The sequence below is a fragment of the Planotetraspora kaengkrachanensis genome (assembly GCF_016862895.1).
Classification (GTDB): Bacteria; Actinomycetota; Actinomycetes; order Streptosporangiales; family Streptosporangiaceae; genus Planotetraspora; species Planotetraspora kaengkrachanensis.
Genome location: NZ_BONV01000015.1, coordinates 1 through 19,237, shown reverse-complemented (window position 1 = coordinate 19,237; position 19,237 = coordinate 1). Strand labels below are relative to the sequence as shown.

Sequence of the window (19,237 nt, the reverse complement as noted above, 5' to 3'; positions counted from 1 at the left end):
GAGGTCGTAAAACGCCGAAAGCCAACGGGAGACGTTGAGACGCTCAGCACGGAACAGTGGGCAATCGCCCGGCGGTGAATATGGATGGTGTCACGTGCATGACCTCGCGGAAGTGGGCGGTCATGTGTGACTGGTCGTAGTAGCCGGCGTCGCTGGCGAGACGTGCCCAGGGTTCGCGGTGCAGTCTCGGGAGAATCGTTCGGATCCGAATGAGCCGGGCGAATTGCTTCGGCGGGATGCCAACGGTTGTGGTGAAGGCATTGCGCAGGTGCCGTTCGCTGACACCCAGGTGTCGTGCCACCTCGCTGACTCGTCGATGTGGGTGGGCGCCCTTCGGCGACAGCTCGATTGACGCCTGGCTGACCAAGTTTGCTGTCGTGCTGTCCTGGGGCCGCACGGCGCGGGCTCGTGCCGACAGCGCCGCTTCTATGTGTTTGACGGCGGTCATTGGCTCGGAAGCTAGCCCGGTGAGCTGGTCGGTGAGCTGGATACCGGGCGGTCCCCAGAGTTCGCTGAGTGCAACGACGTGATCGGTCAACTCGTCGATGGGCGTGCCGAGGAGGGCGCGGGCGGCGCCTGGTGCGAGCTGGAACCGCGCGCACGCAGTGACGTCCTTGCTGTCGTAGTAGGCGGCGCGGGTGCGTGGGCCTACTACGAGCAGGGCGCTGGAGCCGTCGGCGATAGTCCGCCACACGAGGGTGGTGGCCGGGTCGGGTATGTGGATCAGTGGGCACGAGTGGCCGTCCGCGCGATATGAGGCGAGGTCGACGCGGTCTAGCCAGCGCAGCAGGGCGTCGGGGACCGGCAGTTGTCGACTCGCGTTCATAACGTCAGGCTATTCGCCTTCGGTCGTTCCGACGTCCTGACGGGGAGTGCCGGAATTTCCTAGAAGCCCATGTGCGGCGCTGACAGGCTGCCGCCATGATTTTGGTTACTGGTGCCACAGGCACTGTCGGTCGTGAAGTCCTCCGACTGCTGGCCGGGCGTGGCGTGCCGCTGCGGGCGGTGACCCGCGACCCCGCCCGTTTGTCGTCGGTCAAGACGGATGTGGAGGTGGTGGGGGCCGATTTCGAGGCTCCGGAGACGCTGCGTGACGCCGTGGCCGGCGTGGAGGGTGTATTCCTGCTCACCGCGCCGGGGGCGTGGGTTCCCGAGCACGACCTGGCGATGATTAACGCCGCCCGCGTTGGCGGGGTGCGCAAAGTGGTGAAGCTGTCGGCCGTCGGAGGCCGTTCTTCGACCGACGACGGGGGCACCATGCCAGCGCACTGGCACGCGCCAGGAGAGCAGGCCCTGGCCGGCAGCGGGTTGGCTTGGACGGCGCTGCGGCCGTCTTCGTTCGCTTCCAATGCGCTGCGTTGGGCGGACGCGATCCAAGCCGGACAGCCGGTGCCGAACATGACCGGGACGGGCACGCAAGGTGTCGTCGACCCCCGCGACGTGGCCGAGGTGGCGGTGGAGGCCCTTCTTGGCGCCGAACATGACGGCATGGCTCTCACTCTGACTGGGCCTGACCTGGTCAGCGTTCCCGACCAGGTCGCTCTACTGTCCGAGGTGCTTGCCCGCCCGATCAGTACCGTCGAGATTCCGCTGGAGGCGGCGCGGATGCAGATGCTCGCCAGCGGGCTGGATCCCTCCGTGGTCGACGTCGCTGTCCGCGGATCCCAGCTGGTCCGCGACGGCGGCAACGCCGTCGTGACCAACGACGTCCACCGCGTCCTCGGCCGCCCAGCTCGCCCCTTCCGCACCTGGGCCTTGGATCACCGCGGTGCGTTTCTCGACACGGAGGAGACCGCACGGGCGGCGAGGTAGGCGCTCCAGTCGTGTTGGGCGTGGGTGCCCGAACACCAGGCACTGCTCGACGCAATCAACTGCCGGGATCTCAGGCAATAGCCAAGCGACCGAAATCAGGTCCTACACCGCGGTGGAGGCCCGCTCCGCTCCATCACGGTCCTGGCATCGGACGCACGGCCGGGGCAGCCCCGCGGCTGTCACTTGCCCTTTCGGTGCGACGGCAGCCGGGGATCGAGAGATTGAGTGACAAACTGCGTGACATCAGGAACGCCTGCCGCAGCACGACCATGCACATGGGTGCACACCGAAAGCGGCCCTGAGCAGCGGAAACACCAGCTCCAGCGATCGAATAGCTACTCTTACAAGCGAGGGGTCGGCTCCTCATATTCGTCCAGCCCGAAGACATCGGCCCGAACAGTCCGGGATGAGGCGTCGTCGAGCCACCGGACCGTCAAGATCTCGCCGCGATACTCGAAGATGTTGTTGACCCAGTCTGGCAGCTCGTCGTGGACGTCATCGGCGTCGACGATGAAATCGTCGAAGGCCCCGGCCTGCGTCAGCACGAAACCGTGGACGTGCTCTTTCGCTTCAGACCAGGTTCGCCACCACAGATGCCCGCCGGTCTGCTCCCACCACGCCTCCGCACGGAGGTACAGCGTTGCGACCCGCTCACCGTCCCGAATTAGGAACGCTGCACGCTCACGAAAGGGATCTAGCTGCGGATCACGCCGCATCAGGTCGTCGGTCAGAGGACGCCATGGCACACAACCATGGTGCACCAGCTGTTCCTGACGGAGAGCACCACCAGGGGCGCACTCCCAGCCGGACACAGTGCGCCACGTATAGAGGACTGGGGACCACTTGGGGACCACACGTAATGCACGTAGCCGAACAACGTGCACGTCACCACACGTCGTGCATGGCTACCTGAAGGGCGTTGAGCTGGAAAAACGGCTACCCCCACTACCTGGGGGTCAAGGGGTCGCAGGTTCAAATCCTGTCGTCCCGACGCAGCTCAGAGGGCTGATCCGATTGATCGGGTCGGCCCTTTCGGCGTCTTGGGGACCACGATCATCTTGCATCCGGCCTGATGGTGCTGCTTGACCGGTGGTCAAGTATCGATAGCCCCAGATGTCCTGGCTAAAGCCTGCGTACGAGTGATCCCCGGCGATATACCGGCCGCCGATGATCCAGCCGCGTTCGCCGACGAGCAGGGTCGGGCCAATGTTGAAAGGCCCACGCTGTGAAAGGTCCCCGATTTCCCAGCATTTCGGGCAAGGACAGAGCAACCCGGGACTTCTAAGGTCGAGGTTATGGATCTCGTCACAGCCGCCGGTGCCGTGGTCGGAGTCGCGGCGCTCGGGGTGGGCGTCTGGCAACTCCGTGTTGCGATCATGGATCGTCGGGATGCCCACGCTCGTTCCTCTGTTCTGGCTGACTCGAATACGGATTCGGCCGCTGAGGGGGCTCTTCCGGTTGCTGTTCCTGTCGGTCGGCTCCCGCCCGAGGTCCTGGGCCGAGACGACATGCTGGCAGAGTTGACACGCGCTTTGGGCCGCCGGAAGCGGAATCCCGGTGCATGGGTGCTTGCGGGCATGGGCGGGGTCGGAAAATCGACGGTCGCGTTGTGGCTCGCCGCGGAGGCCCGCAAGCGAGGATGGAAGGTGTGGTGGGTGAGCGCGGCGGATGCGCTGTCCCTGCGGGGCGGGATTGTGGAGATCCTCCGGCAGGCCGGGGCACCGGAGGCGATAAAACGCGAGGTCCGAGAGGGTGCGCCAACCGCCGCAGACCGCTTCTGGGCGTTCGTGGACGCTGGCTCGATGAGGCGGAGTTTGCTTATCTTCGATAACGCCGACCTCCCCTCTGTGCTGTCCGCTGACGGTGTTTCGCTGCCTGCGGATGGCACGGGATGGGTCCGACACGACGCGTCGATCGTTTGTGTGGTGACGACACGGGTGGGTGATCCGCGGATCTGGGGTGGCGGGGCGCGAATCAGACCGTTGAAGGTTCTCGATGATGTCGCCGCGGCGGCTGTGCTGCGCGCCCTCGCGCCTGCGGTCGCCGATCGCACCGGGCAGGAGGCCGTAGGACTGGCGAGGCGACTTGGCGCGCTGCCGCTCGCGCTGCATCTGGCCGGCACCTACCTGGCCTCCCCGTTCGCGCGCTGGCGCGGCTTCGACGACTACCGCCGGGCACTGGACAGCGGTGCGGCGCCGGAAGCGGTCGCCGACCTGGACTCCGCAGGTTCTGGTCCACGGGCGATGGTGTCGCGGACCTGGGAGCTGTCCTTGGACTCTCTGGCGGATCAGGGCCTGGGACAGGCACGGAGACTGCTTTATCTGCTGTCCTGTTTCGCGTCGGCCACTCCGATTCCGGCGTCGATCCTGAGGCCGGAGGCCGACAGGGACAGACGCGCGTTTACGGCCGCTCTTCGAGGTCTAGCCGAGTTGGGGTTGATCGACCTCGGCAGCGTTTCAGACGCCGAGTATCCCGAGGTAGTGGTGCATCCGGTGATCGCTGACACATGCCGGGCGAGGTTGCTGGTGAACGCGGAGCCGGACAACGCCGCAATCATGCGAACGGCCGTACGGCTCGCCCAGTCGGCGGGCGAGGAACTTGACTACTGGCCGTTCTGGGAGCGGCTGATCCCGCACGTACGCGCCCTGCTGGCATGGATCGCTCCCCATCTGGACGAGGCCGCCCTGAAAGGGCTGCTGAGCGCCGGGCAGGAGGCGTTCTCCTCACTGTGGTTGACGGGAAGCCGTGCGAGCGCTGAAGGGGAGGACCTGGCCCGTGCCATCCTTGCAGCCGCCGAACGGCTCGGCCGCGAGCATCCTGCCACGCTCGCGGCGCGCCATCAGCTCGGAATCTCGCTGTACAACCGGGGCAGGGCCGGGGAGGCCGAGAAGGTGTTCCGGATTGTCCTGGCGGGCAGATGCCGCGTGCTCGGCGAGGACGATACCGACACGCTCCTCACCCGGGATCAGCTGATTGGCGCGATCTTGGCGCAGGGCCGCTATCGGGAAGCCGAACAGATGTATCGGGAACTGATCGTGGACATGGAGCGCGCTTTGGGCCCCGACCATCGCGAGACGCTGACGACCCGCATCGACCTTGCCTGGTCGATCGGGATGCAGGGTCGCGCGGATGAAGCGGCTGAGATCTGCCGGGTAACGCTCGCCGCCGATCGCCGCCTACTGGGTGCCGAACATTCACGAACCCTGGACGCGTGGGCGGACCTGGCGCGATGGACGTATGAAAACGGCAGCCACGGCGAGGCGGAACAGATGGCCAGGGAACTCGTTGACATTGAGCGCCGGGTGCTGGGAGACGAGCACCCGCTCACCCTGTCCACCCGCGCGACCCTGGCGCGCTCGATCGCCAGTCAAGGCCTTCTCACCGAGGCCGAGCTAATGCTGCGGGACGTGTTGGCCGTGATGGAGAGGACCATCGGAAACGGTGACTTCCGCGCAATCACGGCCAGAAGGTATCTCGCCGACACCATGAGTGGACAGGGGCACGCACGCCAGGCCGAGCTGATCTACCGCGACGTGCTGGAACTCCAGCAACGTTGGCTGGGGCCAGAGCATCCCGAGACGCTCGCGACGAAGGCGCTTTTGACATCGCCGACAGCGACGTTGTGACCGCTCCACCACGGACGTGGTGAGGTCCGACCGGAGAATCGGAGTCGTCAGACTGATCGTTCGGCCTGGCTTGCGGTTGTTGTACTAACACTCACCGCTTAACCTGCAGAAAAGGATCACGCAGAGGCCGACTCATGCACCACCCCGCTGGACGTGACCGTGCCGTAGCAGGGCGGAGGGGTTTCGCAGGACATCGTGGGGACCACGTGGGGACCACACGTCATGCACGTAGCCGAACGTTTGGCAGGTCACCAAACGTCATGCATAGCTACCTGAAGGCCGTTGAGCTGCAAAAACGCCTAACCCCACTACCTGGGGGTCAAGGGGTCGCAGGTTCAAATCCTGTCGTCCCGACGCAGCTCAGAGGGCTGATCCGATTGATCGGGTCGGCCCTTTCGGCGTCTTGGGGACCACGATCATTTTGTGTCCGACCTCATGGCGTTGCTTGACCGCCGGTCAAGAGCTGTCATGGCGATTGCCACCTATTCCTAAGGATGACAAGCGGGACCACCAGGGCGCCGACCACAAGGCCTATTACAAGGCCACGCCTGGAACCGCAGCCTGACCAGCATGGATCCGTATCCGGCCCGCGTATCTCCTCTTAGTTCACTTGGTGTGACGGCGCGGACGTGAGCGTGTCCCAGGCGGCCATCGCGCAGGTGATGACCGCTTCCAACTCGGCGCGGTCGGCGCCGTCGCGGGCTTGTATGGAGAGGCCTTGCACCACGGTGGTGTAGTAGCGGGCGATAGCGTCGAGGCTGGCGGGCGGCGCGGTGAGGTCGCCGTCGGTGATGCCGCGGGCGAGCCGGTCTTTGATGGTGGTGTGCATGTCGCGCCGGAGGTCGGCCAGGAACTCCCGGACCGCGTGGTTTTCCACGGCGCCGGTCGGCGCGGCGAGGATGAGCATGCAGTAGTGCGGGGTGTCGGGGCGGGTGATCTCATCGGCGGTGGCGCGCAGCATGGCGTGGATCGCGGCGCGTGTGGTCGGTTGTTCGCGCAGCGCGCGCCTGGGCGGCTCGCCTGAGGTCGTGCCGTAGAGCGCCATGACCTTGCGGAACAGGTCCTCCTTGCTGCCGAAGCAGGCGTAGATGCTGGCCGAGGCGATTCCCATGGCCTGGGCCAGGTCGTTGAGCGAGGTGCCCTCGTAGCCCCGTTCCCAGAACAGGTCCAGCGCCTGGCGCAGGGCGGTGTCCGGGTCGAATGTGCGCGGCCTGCCGCGAGTAGCCATCGGGTGCGTCTCCGTACTTTTTTGCCGTTCGATCAAGTTTACCTTGACCGGCACCGCACGGCGGTGACACGATTTGTTGGTCGTTCGACAACAAAAAGGAAGACGACTGCCATGAGAATTCCCTCCACCATGCGTGCCCTGCAGCAGACGTCCCTGAACGGCCCCCAGGACCTGTGCCTGATCACCGACGCACCGGTACCGAGCCCAGGCTCGGGCGAAGTCCTGATCCGGGTCACCGCCGCCGGCGTTAACTTCGTCGACATCTCGCAGGCCCGCGGCACGTTCGCAGGTGGCCCGCAGCCGCCGTATCTGGCGGGCATCGAGGGCGCCGGTGAAGTCACCGCCGTTGGCGAGGGGGTGACCGCCCTGGAGCCCGGGGCCCACGTCATCGGCGTCGGCATCGGAGGCGGCGCCTTCGCCGAGTACATGGTGCTGCCCGCGGCCGCCGCGCTGCCGGTGCCGACGGGCTGGGCCGACGAGCAGGCGCTGGGCCTGGTCGTGAACTGGCCGACCGCGCTGGCGGCGCTCAAGCCGCTGGGCCGCATCGCCGCCGGACAGACCGTGCTGATCCACGCCGCGGCTGGCGGGACCGGCCAGGCCGCGGTGAAGATGGCCAAGCACTACGGCGCGACGGTGATCGCCACGGCCTCGCCAGGCAAGCACGAGGTGGTACGGGCGCAAGGCGCCGACCACGTCATCGACTCCCGCGGCGCCGACCTCCCCGCCGAGGTCCTGCGACTGACTGGCGGCGCAGGCGCCGACCTGGTGCTGGAGTCGGTCGGCGGCGCCACCCTCGACGCCAGCCTGGCCGCGACCAAGCGGGTCACCGGCCGGGTCGTCGTCTATGGCGTGGCCGGCGGCGAAGCCGCGATCACCAACTGGGAACTGGTCTACAAGCACCAGATCCACGTCATCGGTCTGAACATCGGCATCCTGGTCCAGGCCGCACCGCAGATCTTCGGTGAGGTCATGGGTGAGATGTTCGGGCTCCTCGCGGCCGGGGTGCTCGGCCCCGGCCAGCCCACCGCGTATGAGCTGGCCGAGGGGCCGAAAGCGCTCGCGGAACTGGAAGCACGGGCCACCGTGGGCAAGCTGGCACTGCTGCCCTGAGCAGACCGTGACGCCAGGTGGCGGGTCCCCTCGAACGACTCTTGCCTGGCCGCGTATCGATGCTTGACCACGGTCAAGTACCGATAGCCCCAGATGTCCTGACTAAAGCCTGCGAGCGAACGAGGATCATCCAGCTCGTCTTCCGCCCGCTGGTACTCACGCTGCCAGCCGCTTACCCGGGCAGGTTCGATCAATGATGCCGTCGCGGACGGCTTGTTCCATGACCCGCACCCTGCTGTTCATTCCGGATGGAACGACTTACCGTGATCGTCAAGCACGTCGATCCGGAGGCGTCCATGGACATTACGGTCTGGCTAAGCGGCCTGATGGCTCTCGCTGGTGTCGGGTTGGGTGGTCTGCTGTCGTCTCGGGCGCAAGATCGGGCTTGGAAACGCGAGGAACAACGACGCTGGCGAGACGCACGCCGCGCGACGTATGGGGAGTTCGTGTCTGCGGTCAGGGAGTACCGGTTATTCGTCTCTGGGCCCGATACCCGGGTGGAGGTGTGGATGCACCCAGACGGGACACGTCTCATCCCCGCCATAGACTCAGAAGACGGAGAATGCCAGACGAAGATGGAAGCGTCCTTCACCGCAGTGCAGATGGTAGCTCGAGAGCAGGAGACCGTGGACAAGGCGCATTTCCTCACCAGCATCGCGCGCCGTGTGGCGGTCGCTCGCGTCGTTTATGGCCCCGGCAAGGTCCCGAGCGACCTCGATGAGAGCCTGTTCACTGCAGAGCGTGACTTTATCAACTCCGCGCGCCGTGATCTCGGCCTCCTCGACATGAACGATGTCCCATTCCCTCAGGTCCTCGCGGACATCGATAACACCTTGAGGGAGGCATACCGCCACCAATCCCAGGAGCGTGCGGAGATCAGGCAGGAAGAGTTCAGGCACAGAGACGATGCGCACAACCATCAATAGTGTTCGTCTAGGGCTTCGACCAGGCTTCGGAGTTCGCGTGCCCGCCGTGGGGACATTGCCAGCGTCACCGATTCAAGGTACTCACAGGCCTGCCATGGGTCGCCGCAACAGGCCCATTCCGTGCAGCTCGCGTTCTTATAGTCCCACAGGCGTCGATTCGGTTCGTGGACGAAGCTTCGCCAGCGCACAAAGGCCGATCCGATCGAGCCCGACCATAAGTACTTCTTCTGGCGCTCGATCCGTCTGACTTCTGCGAGGGCTGCCGAGGACAAGCCAGGGATAACCGTGTCGTGGTCCTGCGTCTGGCGCCGGCGTGGAAGCCCCGCGCGGACGCGGCCTGGCCGTCTACGCGGCATCGACCTTTCTGGTGATCGTCATGCCGCTCATCTTCTCACCGGGGAGTGCCGGGCGTCACGGGGCCGAGGATGTCGGGCGCCCTCCGAGTGAGTGTCAATCTGAGTGACTTCCGGGGTGCCTAGTCTCGCCCATCGATGCACATCCGTGCACTGAACGTGTGGCCTTCACCCGGACAAGCGCCAGGTTCGAGGATCATGACAGGTGCTTGCGGAGCAGGAGGTCGCGGACGGTCTAGTCCGTCGGTGGAGTAGCTTGAGACAGCGGTGGAGCGGACCTAGATAGGCAAGCCGATGAGCTCTCTTGATCCAGCGCTCAAGGACGCTCTTCGTCGGTTGAGGGCCGTGCGCTCCACCCGTCCAGAGGATCCCTCCGCCGTGATGGAGCTCGCCGAGTGGCGAGATGCAATGGCGGCAGTGCTGGAGGAACTAGCACGCGTCCTGCCCATCGAAGAGGACCGAATCCGGGCCAGCCACGAGGCGAACTGCGCCCGCACGCAGGCCGCTCAGATTCGCGCGAAAGCCGCCATGGACAACAACTGAGAGCCCGCCTCTGTTCCGTCTCTGTTCCGCCACACAGCGAGAGATCTCCGAAACTGTTGGCAACTGCTGGAACATGAAACCGCAGATCAGGACCGGTTTCGGAGATCAGCCGCAGGTCAGAGAAGGGGGGGATCAGAACCCGGCCTACAGGCCAAGACGCATGAGGGGACTGGGGGCCATCCGGGGGACCACACGTCATGCACGTGGCCGAACAACCTGCACGTCACCGAACGTCGTACATGGCTACCTGCCGGGGAACTCGTCGCTCTTGGGTATGCACCCTCCGCAAGGCGCTCACGAGGTGAGCACGTTCGAAAGAACTAAGAACGTCGGGGTGATGAGTCCGTACAGGAGACCGGAGACGATGGGCTTTCTGGGCCATTTCTGGAAATCACTTTTATCCGGTGGCCATCGCAGTACGGCGAGGCCAGCGATAAATGGCATAAATAGCGCCATTACAAGCATCACCTCGACCCAGTCATCAAATGGAGGCTTCAAAGTGCCTGTCATACCCAGTACGAGGAGAAGGACCTCGGTGACTAGGGTGGACGCGGCTGCGAAGATCAACATGTACGTCCACCGCGACGGTTTCGGCATACAGGCCCTCCCTGCTTCGACAGTTGTGCCGCCCCTTGATTGGACTCGGCCTCAGGGCAAATGGTTTGAGGAGCCGGCCGTCCTGATCCGGTGAAGCGATAGCGGGCTCCTCGGCACGCCTGGCACGCTCGGCGAGCGCGTACTCGTCCGTGCGCGCGTCGCAGCTCCGGAACTTCGGGAGGTCGGCCGCCGTCAGCGTGATCATATCCGCGCATGTGTCCAGCCGCCGGGGACCAGACGGGGACCACACGTCATGCACGTAGCCGAACAACCTGCACGTCACCAAACGTTGTGCATGGCTACCTGAAGGCCGTTGAGCTGGAAAAACGCCTACCCCCACTACCTGGGGGTCAAGGGGTGGCAGGTTCAAATCCTGTCGTTCCGGGTCGACGGCACACGGGGTCCAAGAACACCGCCCAGCAGTTGATCTATGTAACCTTCCCGGCCCCGCCTGACCGTGTGCTGACACGATGACCCTCGGCTACGTGGCCGAGGGTCGTCGCGTTGTCACGCCGTACAGCAGGGTGTGGATGATCTGGGCGGCGAGCGTGTCGGGGTCGGGATCGGGCTCGGCGGCCTCCTCGGAAGTGGGGCCGCACGTCTCGTTGAGCAGGGCCAGATAGACCCGCCGGGCCCAGAGAAGGTCGGTGCCGGGGGGAAGGATCCCGGCTTCCTGTGCGCGCAGGAACAACGCGTCGCACTTGTCCATGACCTCGGCCTGGATGCTCGCGGCCTCCTCGCTGAGCGGGTTGACGTGGCTGAGGGCGAACCGCCACCGGGACTTGATGTGGAGCACGTTGGTGGTGGCCTGGTGCAGCGCGACCGGCGGGGGAGCGGTGTGCGGCCTTGCCGCTTCGACGGCCGCGCTGATCTCCTGCCATGCGGCGGTCGTCATGATCTCGACGAGGGCCTCCCGGCTGGCGAACCGCCGGTGAATGGTGGTCCTGGCCACCCCGGCCGCCTCCGCGATCTGCTCCATCGTCGCGCCCGGATTCTCGCCGAGAAGCCGTTCGGCGGCTTCCATGATCGTCCGAATGCTGCGCTCGGCGTCCGCGCGCAGCGGGCGGGCCTTCGTTTCCATGGCCAGATGTTACATCCTGGTCTTCCTTGGACGATTAGTGGAACGCTCGTGTTTCATATAAGGCGGCAACTGATACGTTGAGGAGCGGATCGGGAAACGAAAAGGAGATCGCGATGAGCAAGACCGCCCTGGTGACCGGCGCCTCCTCAGGCATCGGCGTGGAGTTCGCCCGTCAGCTCGCCGCCCGCGGAGACGACCTCGTGCTGGTCGCCCGTTCGGTCGACAAGCTGGAGAAGCTGGCCGATGAGCTGCGGAGTTCGTACGGCGTGCGGGCCGAAGTGATCGGACAGGACCTCACGGCGCCGGACGCCGTGTCGCGGGTGGTGAAGGAGGTGGCCGCCCGGGGGATGAGCGTCGACCTGCTCGTCAACAACGCGGGATTCGGCACCGCCGGCCGGTTCGCCGAGATCCCCACCGCACGGGATCAGGACCAGTTGATGGTCAACGTCGTGTCCCTGGTGGGTCTGACGCACGCGTTCCTCCCCGGTATGGTCCAGCGCGGTGAAGGCGCGGTCGTCAACGTGGGATCCACCGCGGGATTCCAGCCCACGCCCTACTTCGCGACCTACAGCGCGGCCAAGGCGTTCGTGCTCACCTTCAGCCTCGCCCTGTGGAGTGAGTTCCGGGGCAGGGGGGTGAAGGTGTTGGCACTCTGCCCGGGGCCGGTCCAGACGGGGTTCTTCGACGCACTCGGCACGGACAAGGCGAAGATCGGAGCGCAGGAGCTGACGCCGGAGGCGGTCGTCAGGGCCGCTTTACGCGCGCTCGACCGTGACCGGGGTTACGTGATTCCCGGGCTGGGCAACTGCGTCTCGACCCGGTTCATGTCAAAGTTGCCGCGCAGGCTCGTCGCGCTGCTCGGGCGGAGGGTCACGCAGGGGGTGCTGGCCGATCCGGTCGCAGCGAGGTGAGCTGTAGGTCGCGAAGTGCGCCCCCAACTCGGCGCCGGAGAGTGCTCCCTCGGCGCTGTACCAGGTGCCCAGGTGGTGGACGGAGCCGAAGAAGAAGTCGCCGACGATGTCGGCGGGGGCGTCGGACCTGAAGGTACCCTCGCGCTGGACTTCGATGATCAGGTCGCGAAAGCATTCGTGATGAAGGCGCCGCTCGACGCGGACACTGTTGCGGGTGTCGGGCGCGATCAGGTGCATCGAGCGGAAGAAGATCTTGGAGTCGTCCATGTTGGCCACGGTGGTCGTCACGACATCGGAGGGCGAGTGGCGGCCACTGCTGGCCGCCATCGCCGAGTGCCACACCTTGTTGGTGCGACAACTCGATCGCTGTGGGATGTGATGGGTATTGATGTCCGGCATCCTTGCCTCCCTGGAAGCGGTGACGATGGCTCCAGGAAAATGGCCAGATCACCGTCCGCAAAGATGGCCGGAGCAAACCCTCACGCCCTGTGCAGATCCAGCAAATTCTTTGCGGTCCGACCCACTGTCTGACCAGCAGATGGCCCCAGGCCCTTCCTCTCCGTCGCCAAGCACAATCTCACGGGTGTGCTGGAGGCGTTGGGGCGGCGGGAGAAGGCGGCCAGGCTCGACCGAGTTCGCGCGCGACCCGACGTCGTACCACGCGCCTAAACTGCCGCCATGCAAACCTCCGTCACCCGTGCTGAGCTGCTTGCTCTGTCCGAGGACATGCGTCGTCAGCTCAGCTTGGCGCTGGCGCCAGACCACGAGATTGTCCCGTTCCTGAAGCGGACCAAAGTTTCTACGCTGAAGAAGCTCTCTCTGACCCGCCGGGAGTCATTGCAGCGGCTCGAGGAGTTGGCGTCCTGGTTGCACGTCTACGACCGCGATGATGAGGCGCAAGCGGTCGGGCGGGCTCTGCTGGTGTTTCCGTTCCAGGGCGACTACACGCAGTATGGCCCGGTGGAGAGCGTGCTGGCGCTCACGGCGTGGCTCGCCGAGCAGAGCGACGCCGAGCTTGCCGACACCTGCCGGGCGCATATTGTCGGGGCGTACGGGCGCCGTGAGGATTGGTCGGATAGGAGGCGGTCCGCCATGGCCAACCGGCTGGGCGGATGGCAGGTCGAGTGGCAGGAGCGCAATCGTGCCAACCATGATCTCAACTACGCCCTTGCACAGTTGGGCGAGCTGGCATTTCTGGCGATCTGGAGTGGCTCAGGCACCTGGCCGATGGCAAGGATCCGGCAGGAGTTCGCGGACAAGACGGCTCACCTGCGGCGCCTGAAGAAGATCTGACCTACGAGCAGCGGACGCGATTCACAAGGAAGCCCGGCTTCAGCCGACTGCGCCCGGTGACGACGTGTAGCTCATTGCCTCGGCCCAGTACGGTCGCCCTTCTAGGAACCGGTTCCCGTGGGGGCATTACCAATCGGGCGTGATGACCCGGCGAAAGGCCGGCCAAGGGTCGCCCGATCTTCCGGCCGTCGTCCCACCGCGAAACGTCAGCGAGTCGGCGCCGGAGGTACAAGCGCGCCCTCGCATGTCCTGCGACCTCTGGCCATCTGATCGTCAGGCTTCCTACCTAAGCCTGGGTGACGAACTGGGTGACAACCACGCCGTACAGCCCTGAACGTTGCCGGACTCTCAAGGATGTTCGCGCACGTGGAGGGCTCTATGGTCCCTGAGTAGATGTTCGTTCCGGTTGCTTCACACCGAAGAGGTGCTGCTGACGCTCGGGGCGTCGAAAGCTTGAGTGACAAACTGAGTGACATCAGGGATGCCCACCGCAGCCCGACTATGCACATGAGTGCACACCGGATGTAGACCTGAGCAGCGAAAACGCCAGCTCCAGTGATCGAATAGCTACTCTTACAAGCGAGGGGTCACTGGTTCGAACCCAGTACCGCCCACCAGGCAAAACGCACCTCATCTGACCTTGTCTTCCCCGGCTGAGTGACTATCGGGAGAAGAGATCGTCCATTGTCTCGGCACCCTGCATGAGGACCGGGCGGATCTGCTTGCGGTAGCGGTCTCGGTGACGACCGTGTTCCCGTGGCCGACGAGGCGGGAGATGTCCTCGATCGGGACGCCGGAGTCTGACAGCAGCGAGACGAAGCTGTGCCGCATTTCGACGCAACGGGTGGGGCCAGAACTCACCCGCACAGTCATCTCGGAAGATCAGCAAGTGGGGCCGAACATCGTCCACAGGTGGGGCCGGAACTCGTTCTAGCCCGATCAGCCCCCACTCCCGCCGATCGGCCTTCGCCGACCACCTCGCCCCGATCCCCTGAGCAGGTCGGCGAATTTCCTCGAAGCTTTCGATCCAAGCTGCGGATCACGGTTTCAGTTATCGTCGGCCGGGGTGAACGCTGTCGCGTGGTCACGGACGAAGTCGGCGATGTCGCGCGGGGGGTGGCCGAGCAGGTTGGCGACCGTATCGGTGGTGAAGTCTCCCCAGCCAGAGGCGTATGCCTGCGCGTACTCCTCGATCATGTCGACGATCCATTTCGGAAGGTCGTAGCCGAGCAGTGTCTTTCGCTTGGCGTCGTCGCTGACCGGCAGGTACGTGATGGGTCTGCCGAGAACGAGACTGAATTGGTCGGCGACCTCCTCGAAGGTCGGCGAGCGCGGGCCGGTGAGGGTGTAGGTCTGGCCGTGGTGGCGATCGGGGTCGTCGAGGAGCACGCGGGCAGCGCACTCGGCGATGTCGCGTGCGTCGATCATGCCGATCCGCGCGGCGGCCATGTTCAGTGAGAACGTGCCGGCGGCGGAGATGTCACCGGCCTCGTTCAGCAGGTTCTGCATGAACCAGTGCGGGCGCAGGATCGTCCAGCGCATGCCGCACTGTTCGGTCTCCCGGTCGGACAGCGCGTGCAGTCTGCCGCTGCGGTTTGGCGCGTCATGTGCCGCGCCGACCACGGACAAGCGCACGATGCGCTCCACACCGGCTTGGCGTGCGGCCCACAGGGCGTTCATGTTGTTCTCCGGCGCGCGCGGGCCGTTCGGGATGAGCAGCCACACGTCCTGCACGCCCTCGAAGGCGGGCGGCAGCGACCGAGGGGCATCGAGGTCACCGACGAAGACCTCGGCGCCCTGCTCGCGTGGGCCGTCCGCTTTGGACTTGTCGCGGCCGAGAGCACGAAGGTGCACATCGGCTCCTTGCAGCGCATTCATCAGTGCGGTCGACACGGTTCCGGTGGCTCCGGTGATCAGCACGGTGCGAGACACGTTCATTCTCCCTTGATGGTGGTGGGGACACGGGCCCGGTTGCGTACCACGGCGGTGACCTGGTGGGCGCGGGCGAGCGCTTCGGCTGCCACGCGGCGCCCCAGGTTGCCCGTCGCTCCGAACACGGTGATCCGCATGGTTTCGGCTCCTTGGATCAGCTGGTCGAGGTGGCCGGTGTCGGGTCGTGGCCTTGGTGAACGGAGGTCTTTGGGGGGGCTTCCTGCCGCTCGGTTGATGGTGATGCGCTCCAGGACCCAGAGCGCGACGGTCCCGGCCGCGAAGATGGCGCCCAAGGCGCACACGCCGGTCCAGCCGCCGTGCACCCAGACCACCGAAGTCAGCGCAGAGCCCACCGCGCCCCCGGCGAAAAAGGAGGTCATGAAGGCGGAGTTGATCCGGTTTCGGGCCTCGGGCCGGAGTGCGTAGATGACGTTCTGGTTGCTGTTGAGCACCGCCTTGTGCGCCAGGTCCAGCAAGATCACGCCGACGAGCAGCCAGACCAGCGAGCGTGCCCCGGCGGCGATCGCCGGCCAGGACGCCACCAGCAGGACCGTTCCGGCGCCGGTCACGATCTGTACGTACCCGCGGTCGGCCAGCCGCCCCGTCACCGAGGCGGTCAGCGCACCGGCGGCACCGACCAAGCCGAACAGGCCGATGGCCGACTCCGACCAGCCGTACGGCGGACGCACCAGCAGGAAGGTCTGCGCCGTCCACAGCGCGCTGAGCGAAGCCATGCTCAAGGCGGCGATACCCGCCCGCCACCGCAGCAGCGGCTCATACCGGAACATCGCCACCGTCGAGCGGAGCAAGCTGGGATAGGACAGGCGTGTGCCGTCCCCGCCGAGCCGGGGCAGGAAGACCCGCAGCAGCACGGCCATCAGTGCCATCAGGACCGCGTTCGCCCAGTAGACCGTCCGCCAGCCGCCCAGTTGCGACAATGCTCCGGCAGCGGTGCGCGCCAGCAACGAGCCGAGCAGCAGTCCGGTCATCACCGTGCCGACCACCCGCCCACGCTCGGCCGGGGCCGCCAGCGTCGCCGCGAACGGCACCACGACCTGCGCTCCCACCGCAGTCAGCGCGGTCAGGGCCGTACTGACCAAGAGCACCGTGCCATTGGCCGCAGTGGCCGACACCAGCAGGAACACCGCAGTCGCCGAGTAGAGGGACACGGCAAGCCGCCGCTGGTCCACCAGGTCCCCGAGCGGCACCAGCAGGATCAGCCCCAGTGCGTACCCGCCCTGCGCGGCCGCCACCGTCAGCGCCGCCAATGAGGGTCCAAGCCTCAGTTCCCGGCCGATCAGGTCGAGCAGTGGCTGTGTGAAGTAGTTGCCCGCGACCGCCAGCCCGGTCGCCACCGACATGAGCAGCAGCAGCCCGCGCGACATGCCGCCGTCCGGGTGAAGTCTAGTCGTCGTCATGCGCCCAGCCTCGGCGATGGACGATCAATGAGTCCAACACATGTTTGTCATCAGAACGATCGCGTATGACGATTGATTCATGGAGCTTCAGCAGATGCGTTACGTCCTCGCTGTCGCGGAGACGAGCAACTTCACCCGCGCCGCCGAGCAGTGCCTGGTCGTCCAGTCCGCGCTGAGTCACCAGATCGCCCGGCTGGAACGTGAGCTGGGCGCCAAGCTGTTCGACCGCACGAGCCGCCGCGTCCGGTTGACCCCGGCCGGCGAGGCGTTTCTCCCCGCGGCTCGCCAGGCTCTCGACGCCGCCGAGCGGGCCCGCGCCGAGGTGGCAGCCGCCGCCGGCGAGATCCGCGGGCGGCTCGCCATCGGCGCCATCTCCACCGTTGCCGCGGTCGATCTCCCAGCCGTACTGAAACAATTCCACTTGCGCCATCGGGAGGTACGGATCAGTCTCCGCACGAGCCCCAGCGAGGAGCTGATCGAACGGGTGCGGCAGGGCGCTCTGGACGTCGCCTTCCTGGGGCTTCCACTGGGCGTGCGACCCCAGGGCGTCCGCGGCTGCGAACTGGCGCGCGGTGATCTCGTCGCCGTGGTGGCGCCCGACCACCCGCTGGCGGACAAGGAGGACGTGGACCTGCACCGGCTGGCGGAAGAAACCTTCGTCGACTTCCCCGCAGGCACCGCCGGGCGGGCCCATTCGGACGCCGCCTTCGCAGCTGCCGGAGTGCAGCGCGAGGTCGCCTTCGAAGTGACGGTGGCCGACTTCATGGCTCGCCTGATCCGGCAGGGCCTGGCGATCGGAATGCTGCCCGCCGCCTTCGCCTCTGAGCTCCTCGACCTGCCCATCATCCGGCTTCGCGATGCTCCGGCCCGCATAGAGCACCTCATCTGGAGCCGCTTCCAGCCCTCCCCAGCCGCAGCGGCCTTCCTGTCCGCGCTGGGCATCTCGGCATCTTCGGCTGGTGGATGATGTGGACCCGGCGGGCGCCCGGCAAGCTAGCGACGTCGGTGGCGCCATCAGCAGTTCGGCCAGCCCGGTCGGATCGATCGGCATGCCGGTGATCAGCGGGTCGAACTAGCGAGAGGGGCTCCAGCGCGGTGGTCACACTCGCCCTCACCCCGGACCAGGTTCTGGGGTTCGTCCGCCGACAACAAGACCGCGCTGCCCCGACTCCGCGGGCTCGCTCAGATTCTGCCCCGCGTTGGACCCCGATCAAGTTTTCGAGCTCAGCCGTTCTCGCTGCCCTCGATGGTGTTTTCGGGGCCAGGCTACGCCGATGCTCATGTCCTCGTCAGGCCTTAAACCTAGGCTGGGGGCATGAGCGCTATGCGCGAGGAACTGCACCACTTGGTTGACCGGTTGCCGGAGTCGGAGCTGCGGCCTGCTCTGGAGTTGATCCGTGGGCGGCTGGACGAGCCCGTCCCGACGGAGCGTGACCTCCCCTTCTTCGCGTCGTTTGAAGCTGAGCCGGACCTCGCCGAACGGCACGAGGAGATTCTGCGCTCGGAGATGGGCCGCTGACGTGCTCCTGTGCGACACCGGCGTTCTTCGTGCTGTCGGGAACGTCAAGGATGAGCGCCACCAGGCCTGCCTCAAACTGCTCCGCCAGGCAGAGGGACCGCTGCTCGTGCCGTCGCCCGTGATGGGAGAGGTCGGCTATCTCCTGGAATCTCGAGTCGGCCCCCAGGCCGAGGTCACGTTCCTCAAGTCGTTCGGAGCAACGGGTTCCACGTCGCCGAACTAGAGGACGAAGACCTTCCCCGCATGGCGGAACTCGTCGAGAGGTACATCGACCTTCCTCTCGGCCTGGTGGACGCCGCCGTCATCGCGACCGCCGAGCGCCTCGGGCTGAGGGAAGTCGCCACCGTTGACCAGAGGCACTTCAGGGTGGTCCGTCCGCGCCATGTCGAGGCCTTCACTCTGCTTCCCGGCTGATCGCGGGCGCGGCCGTGCTGAGTGACTATCTGGATGACAACCGACACGGACGAGTCTGGACGGCGGTAGACCGCCACGGACCGAATGCCCAGGTCAGGGCGGGTAACCGTGCAGGTCCCGCCCCTTCCCTGGGTTGACTTACAAGCGAGGGGTCACTGGTTCGAACCCAGTACCGCCCACCTGCGAAAAGAGCCCCGCCAGCGATCATGCTGCGGGGCTCTCGTGCCATTAGCGTGCCATTAGCTCTCGCGGTCGCGCGCGCTTGAAGATCCTTAGCCGTCGCTTGGACGGGCTTGTGTGATCGTGTCGTCCATGGCGGTGGCGATCTTGCGGTCGGCCTCATTGGTGCTGTGTTGGTAGATCAACGCGGCGCGTACGGAGTCGTGTCCCATCCGCTCCATGAGATCGCGGAGGGTTGCGCCGGAGCCGGCCGCGATCGTGTTGCCGGTGTGCCGGAGATCGTGGAAGTGGAGG

At 65.9% G+C, this 19,237-nt stretch carries 20 protein-coding genes and 1 tRNA gene; 12 read left to right on the top strand and 9 right to left on the bottom strand.

The annotated features are described in order from the left end of the window. Nucleotides 1-43: 43 nt before the first annotated feature. Nucleotides 44-826 (bottom strand): helix-turn-helix domain-containing protein, encoded by a 783-nt coding sequence (locus Pka01_RS18220; protein ID WP_203883994.1) that lies wholly within the window; start codon nt 824-826, stop codon nt 44-46. Nucleotides 827-921: 95 nt separating this feature from the next. On the opposite strand from Pka01_RS18220, the gene Pka01_RS18215 reads away from it, so the two are divergent. After that, entirely contained in the window at nt 922-1,812 is an 891-nt protein-coding gene (locus tag Pka01_RS18215; protein WP_203883993.1) for an NAD(P)H-binding protein, read from the top strand. A 341-nt stretch (nt 1,813-2,153) separates the two neighbouring features. Here the strand turns inward: Pka01_RS18215 and Pka01_RS18210 are convergent, their stop codons facing one another. Beyond that, the gene (locus Pka01_RS18210; protein WP_203883992.1) at nt 2,154-2,558 is read right to left on the bottom strand and encodes a hypothetical protein; all 405 of its coding nucleotides are present in this window, start codon (nt 2,556-2,558) and stop codon (nt 2,154-2,156) included. A gap of 549 nt (nt 2,559-3,107) precedes the next feature. On the opposite strand from Pka01_RS18210, the gene Pka01_RS18205 reads away from it, so the two are divergent. Next, a complete protein-coding gene (locus Pka01_RS18205) occupies nt 3,108-5,438 on the top strand; it encodes a tetratricopeptide repeat protein (RefSeq protein ID WP_203883991.1) in 2,331 nt (776 codons plus the stop codon). 601 nt (nt 5,439-6,039) lie between these two features. Here the strand turns inward: Pka01_RS18205 and Pka01_RS18200 are convergent. After that, a complete protein-coding gene (locus Pka01_RS18200) occupies nt 6,040-6,666 on the bottom strand; it encodes a TetR/AcrR family transcriptional regulator (protein WP_203883990.1) in 627 nt (208 codons plus the stop codon). A 111-nt stretch (nt 6,667-6,777) separates the two neighbouring features. Here Pka01_RS18200 and Pka01_RS18195 point away from each other — a divergent pair, with 111 nt between their 5' ends. The 3 genes from Pka01_RS18195 to Pka01_RS18185 all read left to right on the top strand — a co-directional run bounded on the left by Pka01_RS18195 (nt 6,778) and on the right by Pka01_RS18185 (nt 9,598). After that, complete coding sequence (locus tag Pka01_RS18195) at nt 6,778-7,776, top strand: NADPH:quinone oxidoreductase family protein (protein ID WP_203883989.1); 999 nt, start codon at nt 6,778-6,780, stop codon at nt 7,774-7,776. Between the two features lie 263 nt (nt 7,777-8,039). Then, complete coding sequence (locus tag Pka01_RS18190; protein ID WP_203883988.1) at nt 8,040-8,702, top strand: hypothetical protein; 663 nt, start codon at nt 8,040-8,042, stop codon at nt 8,700-8,702. Between the two features lie 731 nt (nt 8,703-9,433). Beyond that, nucleotides 9,434-9,598, top strand: a complete 165-nt coding sequence (locus Pka01_RS18185; RefSeq protein ID WP_203883987.1) for a hypothetical protein — start codon at nt 9,434-9,436, stop codon at nt 9,596-9,598. Between the two features lie 294 nt (nt 9,599-9,892). On the opposite strand, the gene Pka01_RS18180 is transcribed toward Pka01_RS18185, so the two are convergent. Continuing rightward, a complete protein-coding gene (locus tag Pka01_RS18180; protein ID WP_203883986.1) occupies nt 9,893-10,168 on the bottom strand; it encodes a hypothetical protein in 276 nt (91 codons plus the stop codon). A gap of 330 nt (nt 10,169-10,498) precedes the next feature. Between Pka01_RS18180 and Pka01_RS18175 the strand changes: the two genes are divergently transcribed. Then, a tRNA-Gly gene (locus Pka01_RS18175) sits at nt 10,499-10,580 on the top strand. A gap of 96 nt (nt 10,581-10,676) precedes the next feature. Here Pka01_RS18175 and Pka01_RS18170 read toward each other — a convergent pair. Then, on the bottom strand, nt 10,677-11,276 hold the full coding sequence (locus Pka01_RS18170; RefSeq protein ID WP_203883985.1) for a TetR/AcrR family transcriptional regulator: 600 nt from the start codon (nt 11,274-11,276) through the stop codon (nt 10,677-10,679). A 113-nt stretch (nt 11,277-11,389) separates the two neighbouring features. On the opposite strand from Pka01_RS18170, the gene Pka01_RS18165 reads away from it, so the two are divergent. Further along, nucleotides 11,390-12,187, top strand: a complete 798-nt coding sequence (locus Pka01_RS18165) for an SDR family NAD(P)-dependent oxidoreductase (protein ID WP_203883984.1) — start codon at nt 11,390-11,392, stop codon at nt 12,185-12,187. On the opposite strand, the gene Pka01_RS18160 is transcribed toward Pka01_RS18165, so the two are convergent. Beyond that, nucleotides 12,104-12,514: a TetR-type transcription factor C-terminal domain-containing protein gene (locus Pka01_RS18160; protein ID WP_239115092.1), complete on the bottom strand. Its 411-nt coding sequence runs from the start codon at nt 12,512-12,514 to the stop codon at nt 12,104-12,106. The two genes, Pka01_RS18165 and Pka01_RS18160, sit on opposite strands and share 84 nt — an antisense overlap. Before the next feature lie 351 nt (nt 12,515-12,865). Between Pka01_RS18160 and Pka01_RS18155 the strand changes: the two genes are divergently transcribed. Continuing rightward, a complete protein-coding gene (locus Pka01_RS18155) occupies nt 12,866-13,480 on the top strand; it encodes a DUF6707 family protein (protein WP_203883982.1) in 615 nt (204 codons plus the stop codon). Between the two features lie 1,047 nt (nt 13,481-14,527). Here Pka01_RS18155 and Pka01_RS18150 read toward each other — a convergent pair. After that, nucleotides 14,528-15,412 (bottom strand): NmrA family NAD(P)-binding protein, encoded by an 885-nt coding sequence (locus Pka01_RS18150; protein ID WP_203883981.1) that lies wholly within the window; start codon nt 15,410-15,412, stop codon nt 14,528-14,530. A gap of 2 nt (nt 15,413-15,414) precedes the next feature. Continuing rightward, the gene (locus tag Pka01_RS18145; RefSeq protein ID WP_203883980.1) at nt 15,415-16,830 is read right to left on the bottom strand and encodes an MFS transporter; all 1,416 of its coding nucleotides are present in this window, start codon (nt 16,828-16,830) and stop codon (nt 15,415-15,417) included. A 79-nt stretch (nt 16,831-16,909) separates the two neighbouring features. Here Pka01_RS18145 and Pka01_RS18140 point away from each other — a divergent pair, with 79 nt between their 5' ends. The 4 genes from Pka01_RS18140 (at nt 16,910) to Pka01_RS40805 (ending at nt 18,763) form a co-directional block, all read left to right on the top strand. After that, on the top strand, nt 16,910-17,797 hold the full coding sequence (locus Pka01_RS18140; RefSeq protein ID WP_203883979.1) for a LysR family transcriptional regulator: 888 nt from the start codon (nt 16,910-16,912) through the stop codon (nt 17,795-17,797). Between the two features lie 348 nt (nt 17,798-18,145). Then, nucleotides 18,146-18,349, top strand: coding sequence for a hypothetical protein (locus Pka01_RS18135; RefSeq protein ID WP_203883978.1), 204 nt, complete (start codon nt 18,146-18,148; stop codon nt 18,347-18,349). After that, on the top strand, nt 18,261-18,572 hold the full coding sequence (locus tag Pka01_RS41785; protein WP_486357944.1) for a PIN domain-containing protein: 312 nt from the start codon (nt 18,261-18,263) through the stop codon (nt 18,570-18,572). The genes Pka01_RS18135 and Pka01_RS41785 overlap by 89 nt, the downstream gene beginning before the upstream one ends. Before the next feature lie 20 nt (nt 18,573-18,592). Further along, a complete protein-coding gene (locus Pka01_RS40805; RefSeq protein WP_239115091.1) occupies nt 18,593-18,763 on the top strand; it encodes a PIN domain-containing protein in 171 nt (56 codons plus the stop codon). A 272-nt stretch (nt 18,764-19,035) separates the two neighbouring features. Here the strand turns inward: Pka01_RS40805 and Pka01_RS18125 are convergent. Beyond that, nucleotides 19,036-19,237, bottom strand: a 202-nt coding sequence (locus tag Pka01_RS18125) for a tyrosine-type recombinase/integrase (RefSeq protein WP_203883977.1), incomplete at its 5' end; no start/stop codon positions are given.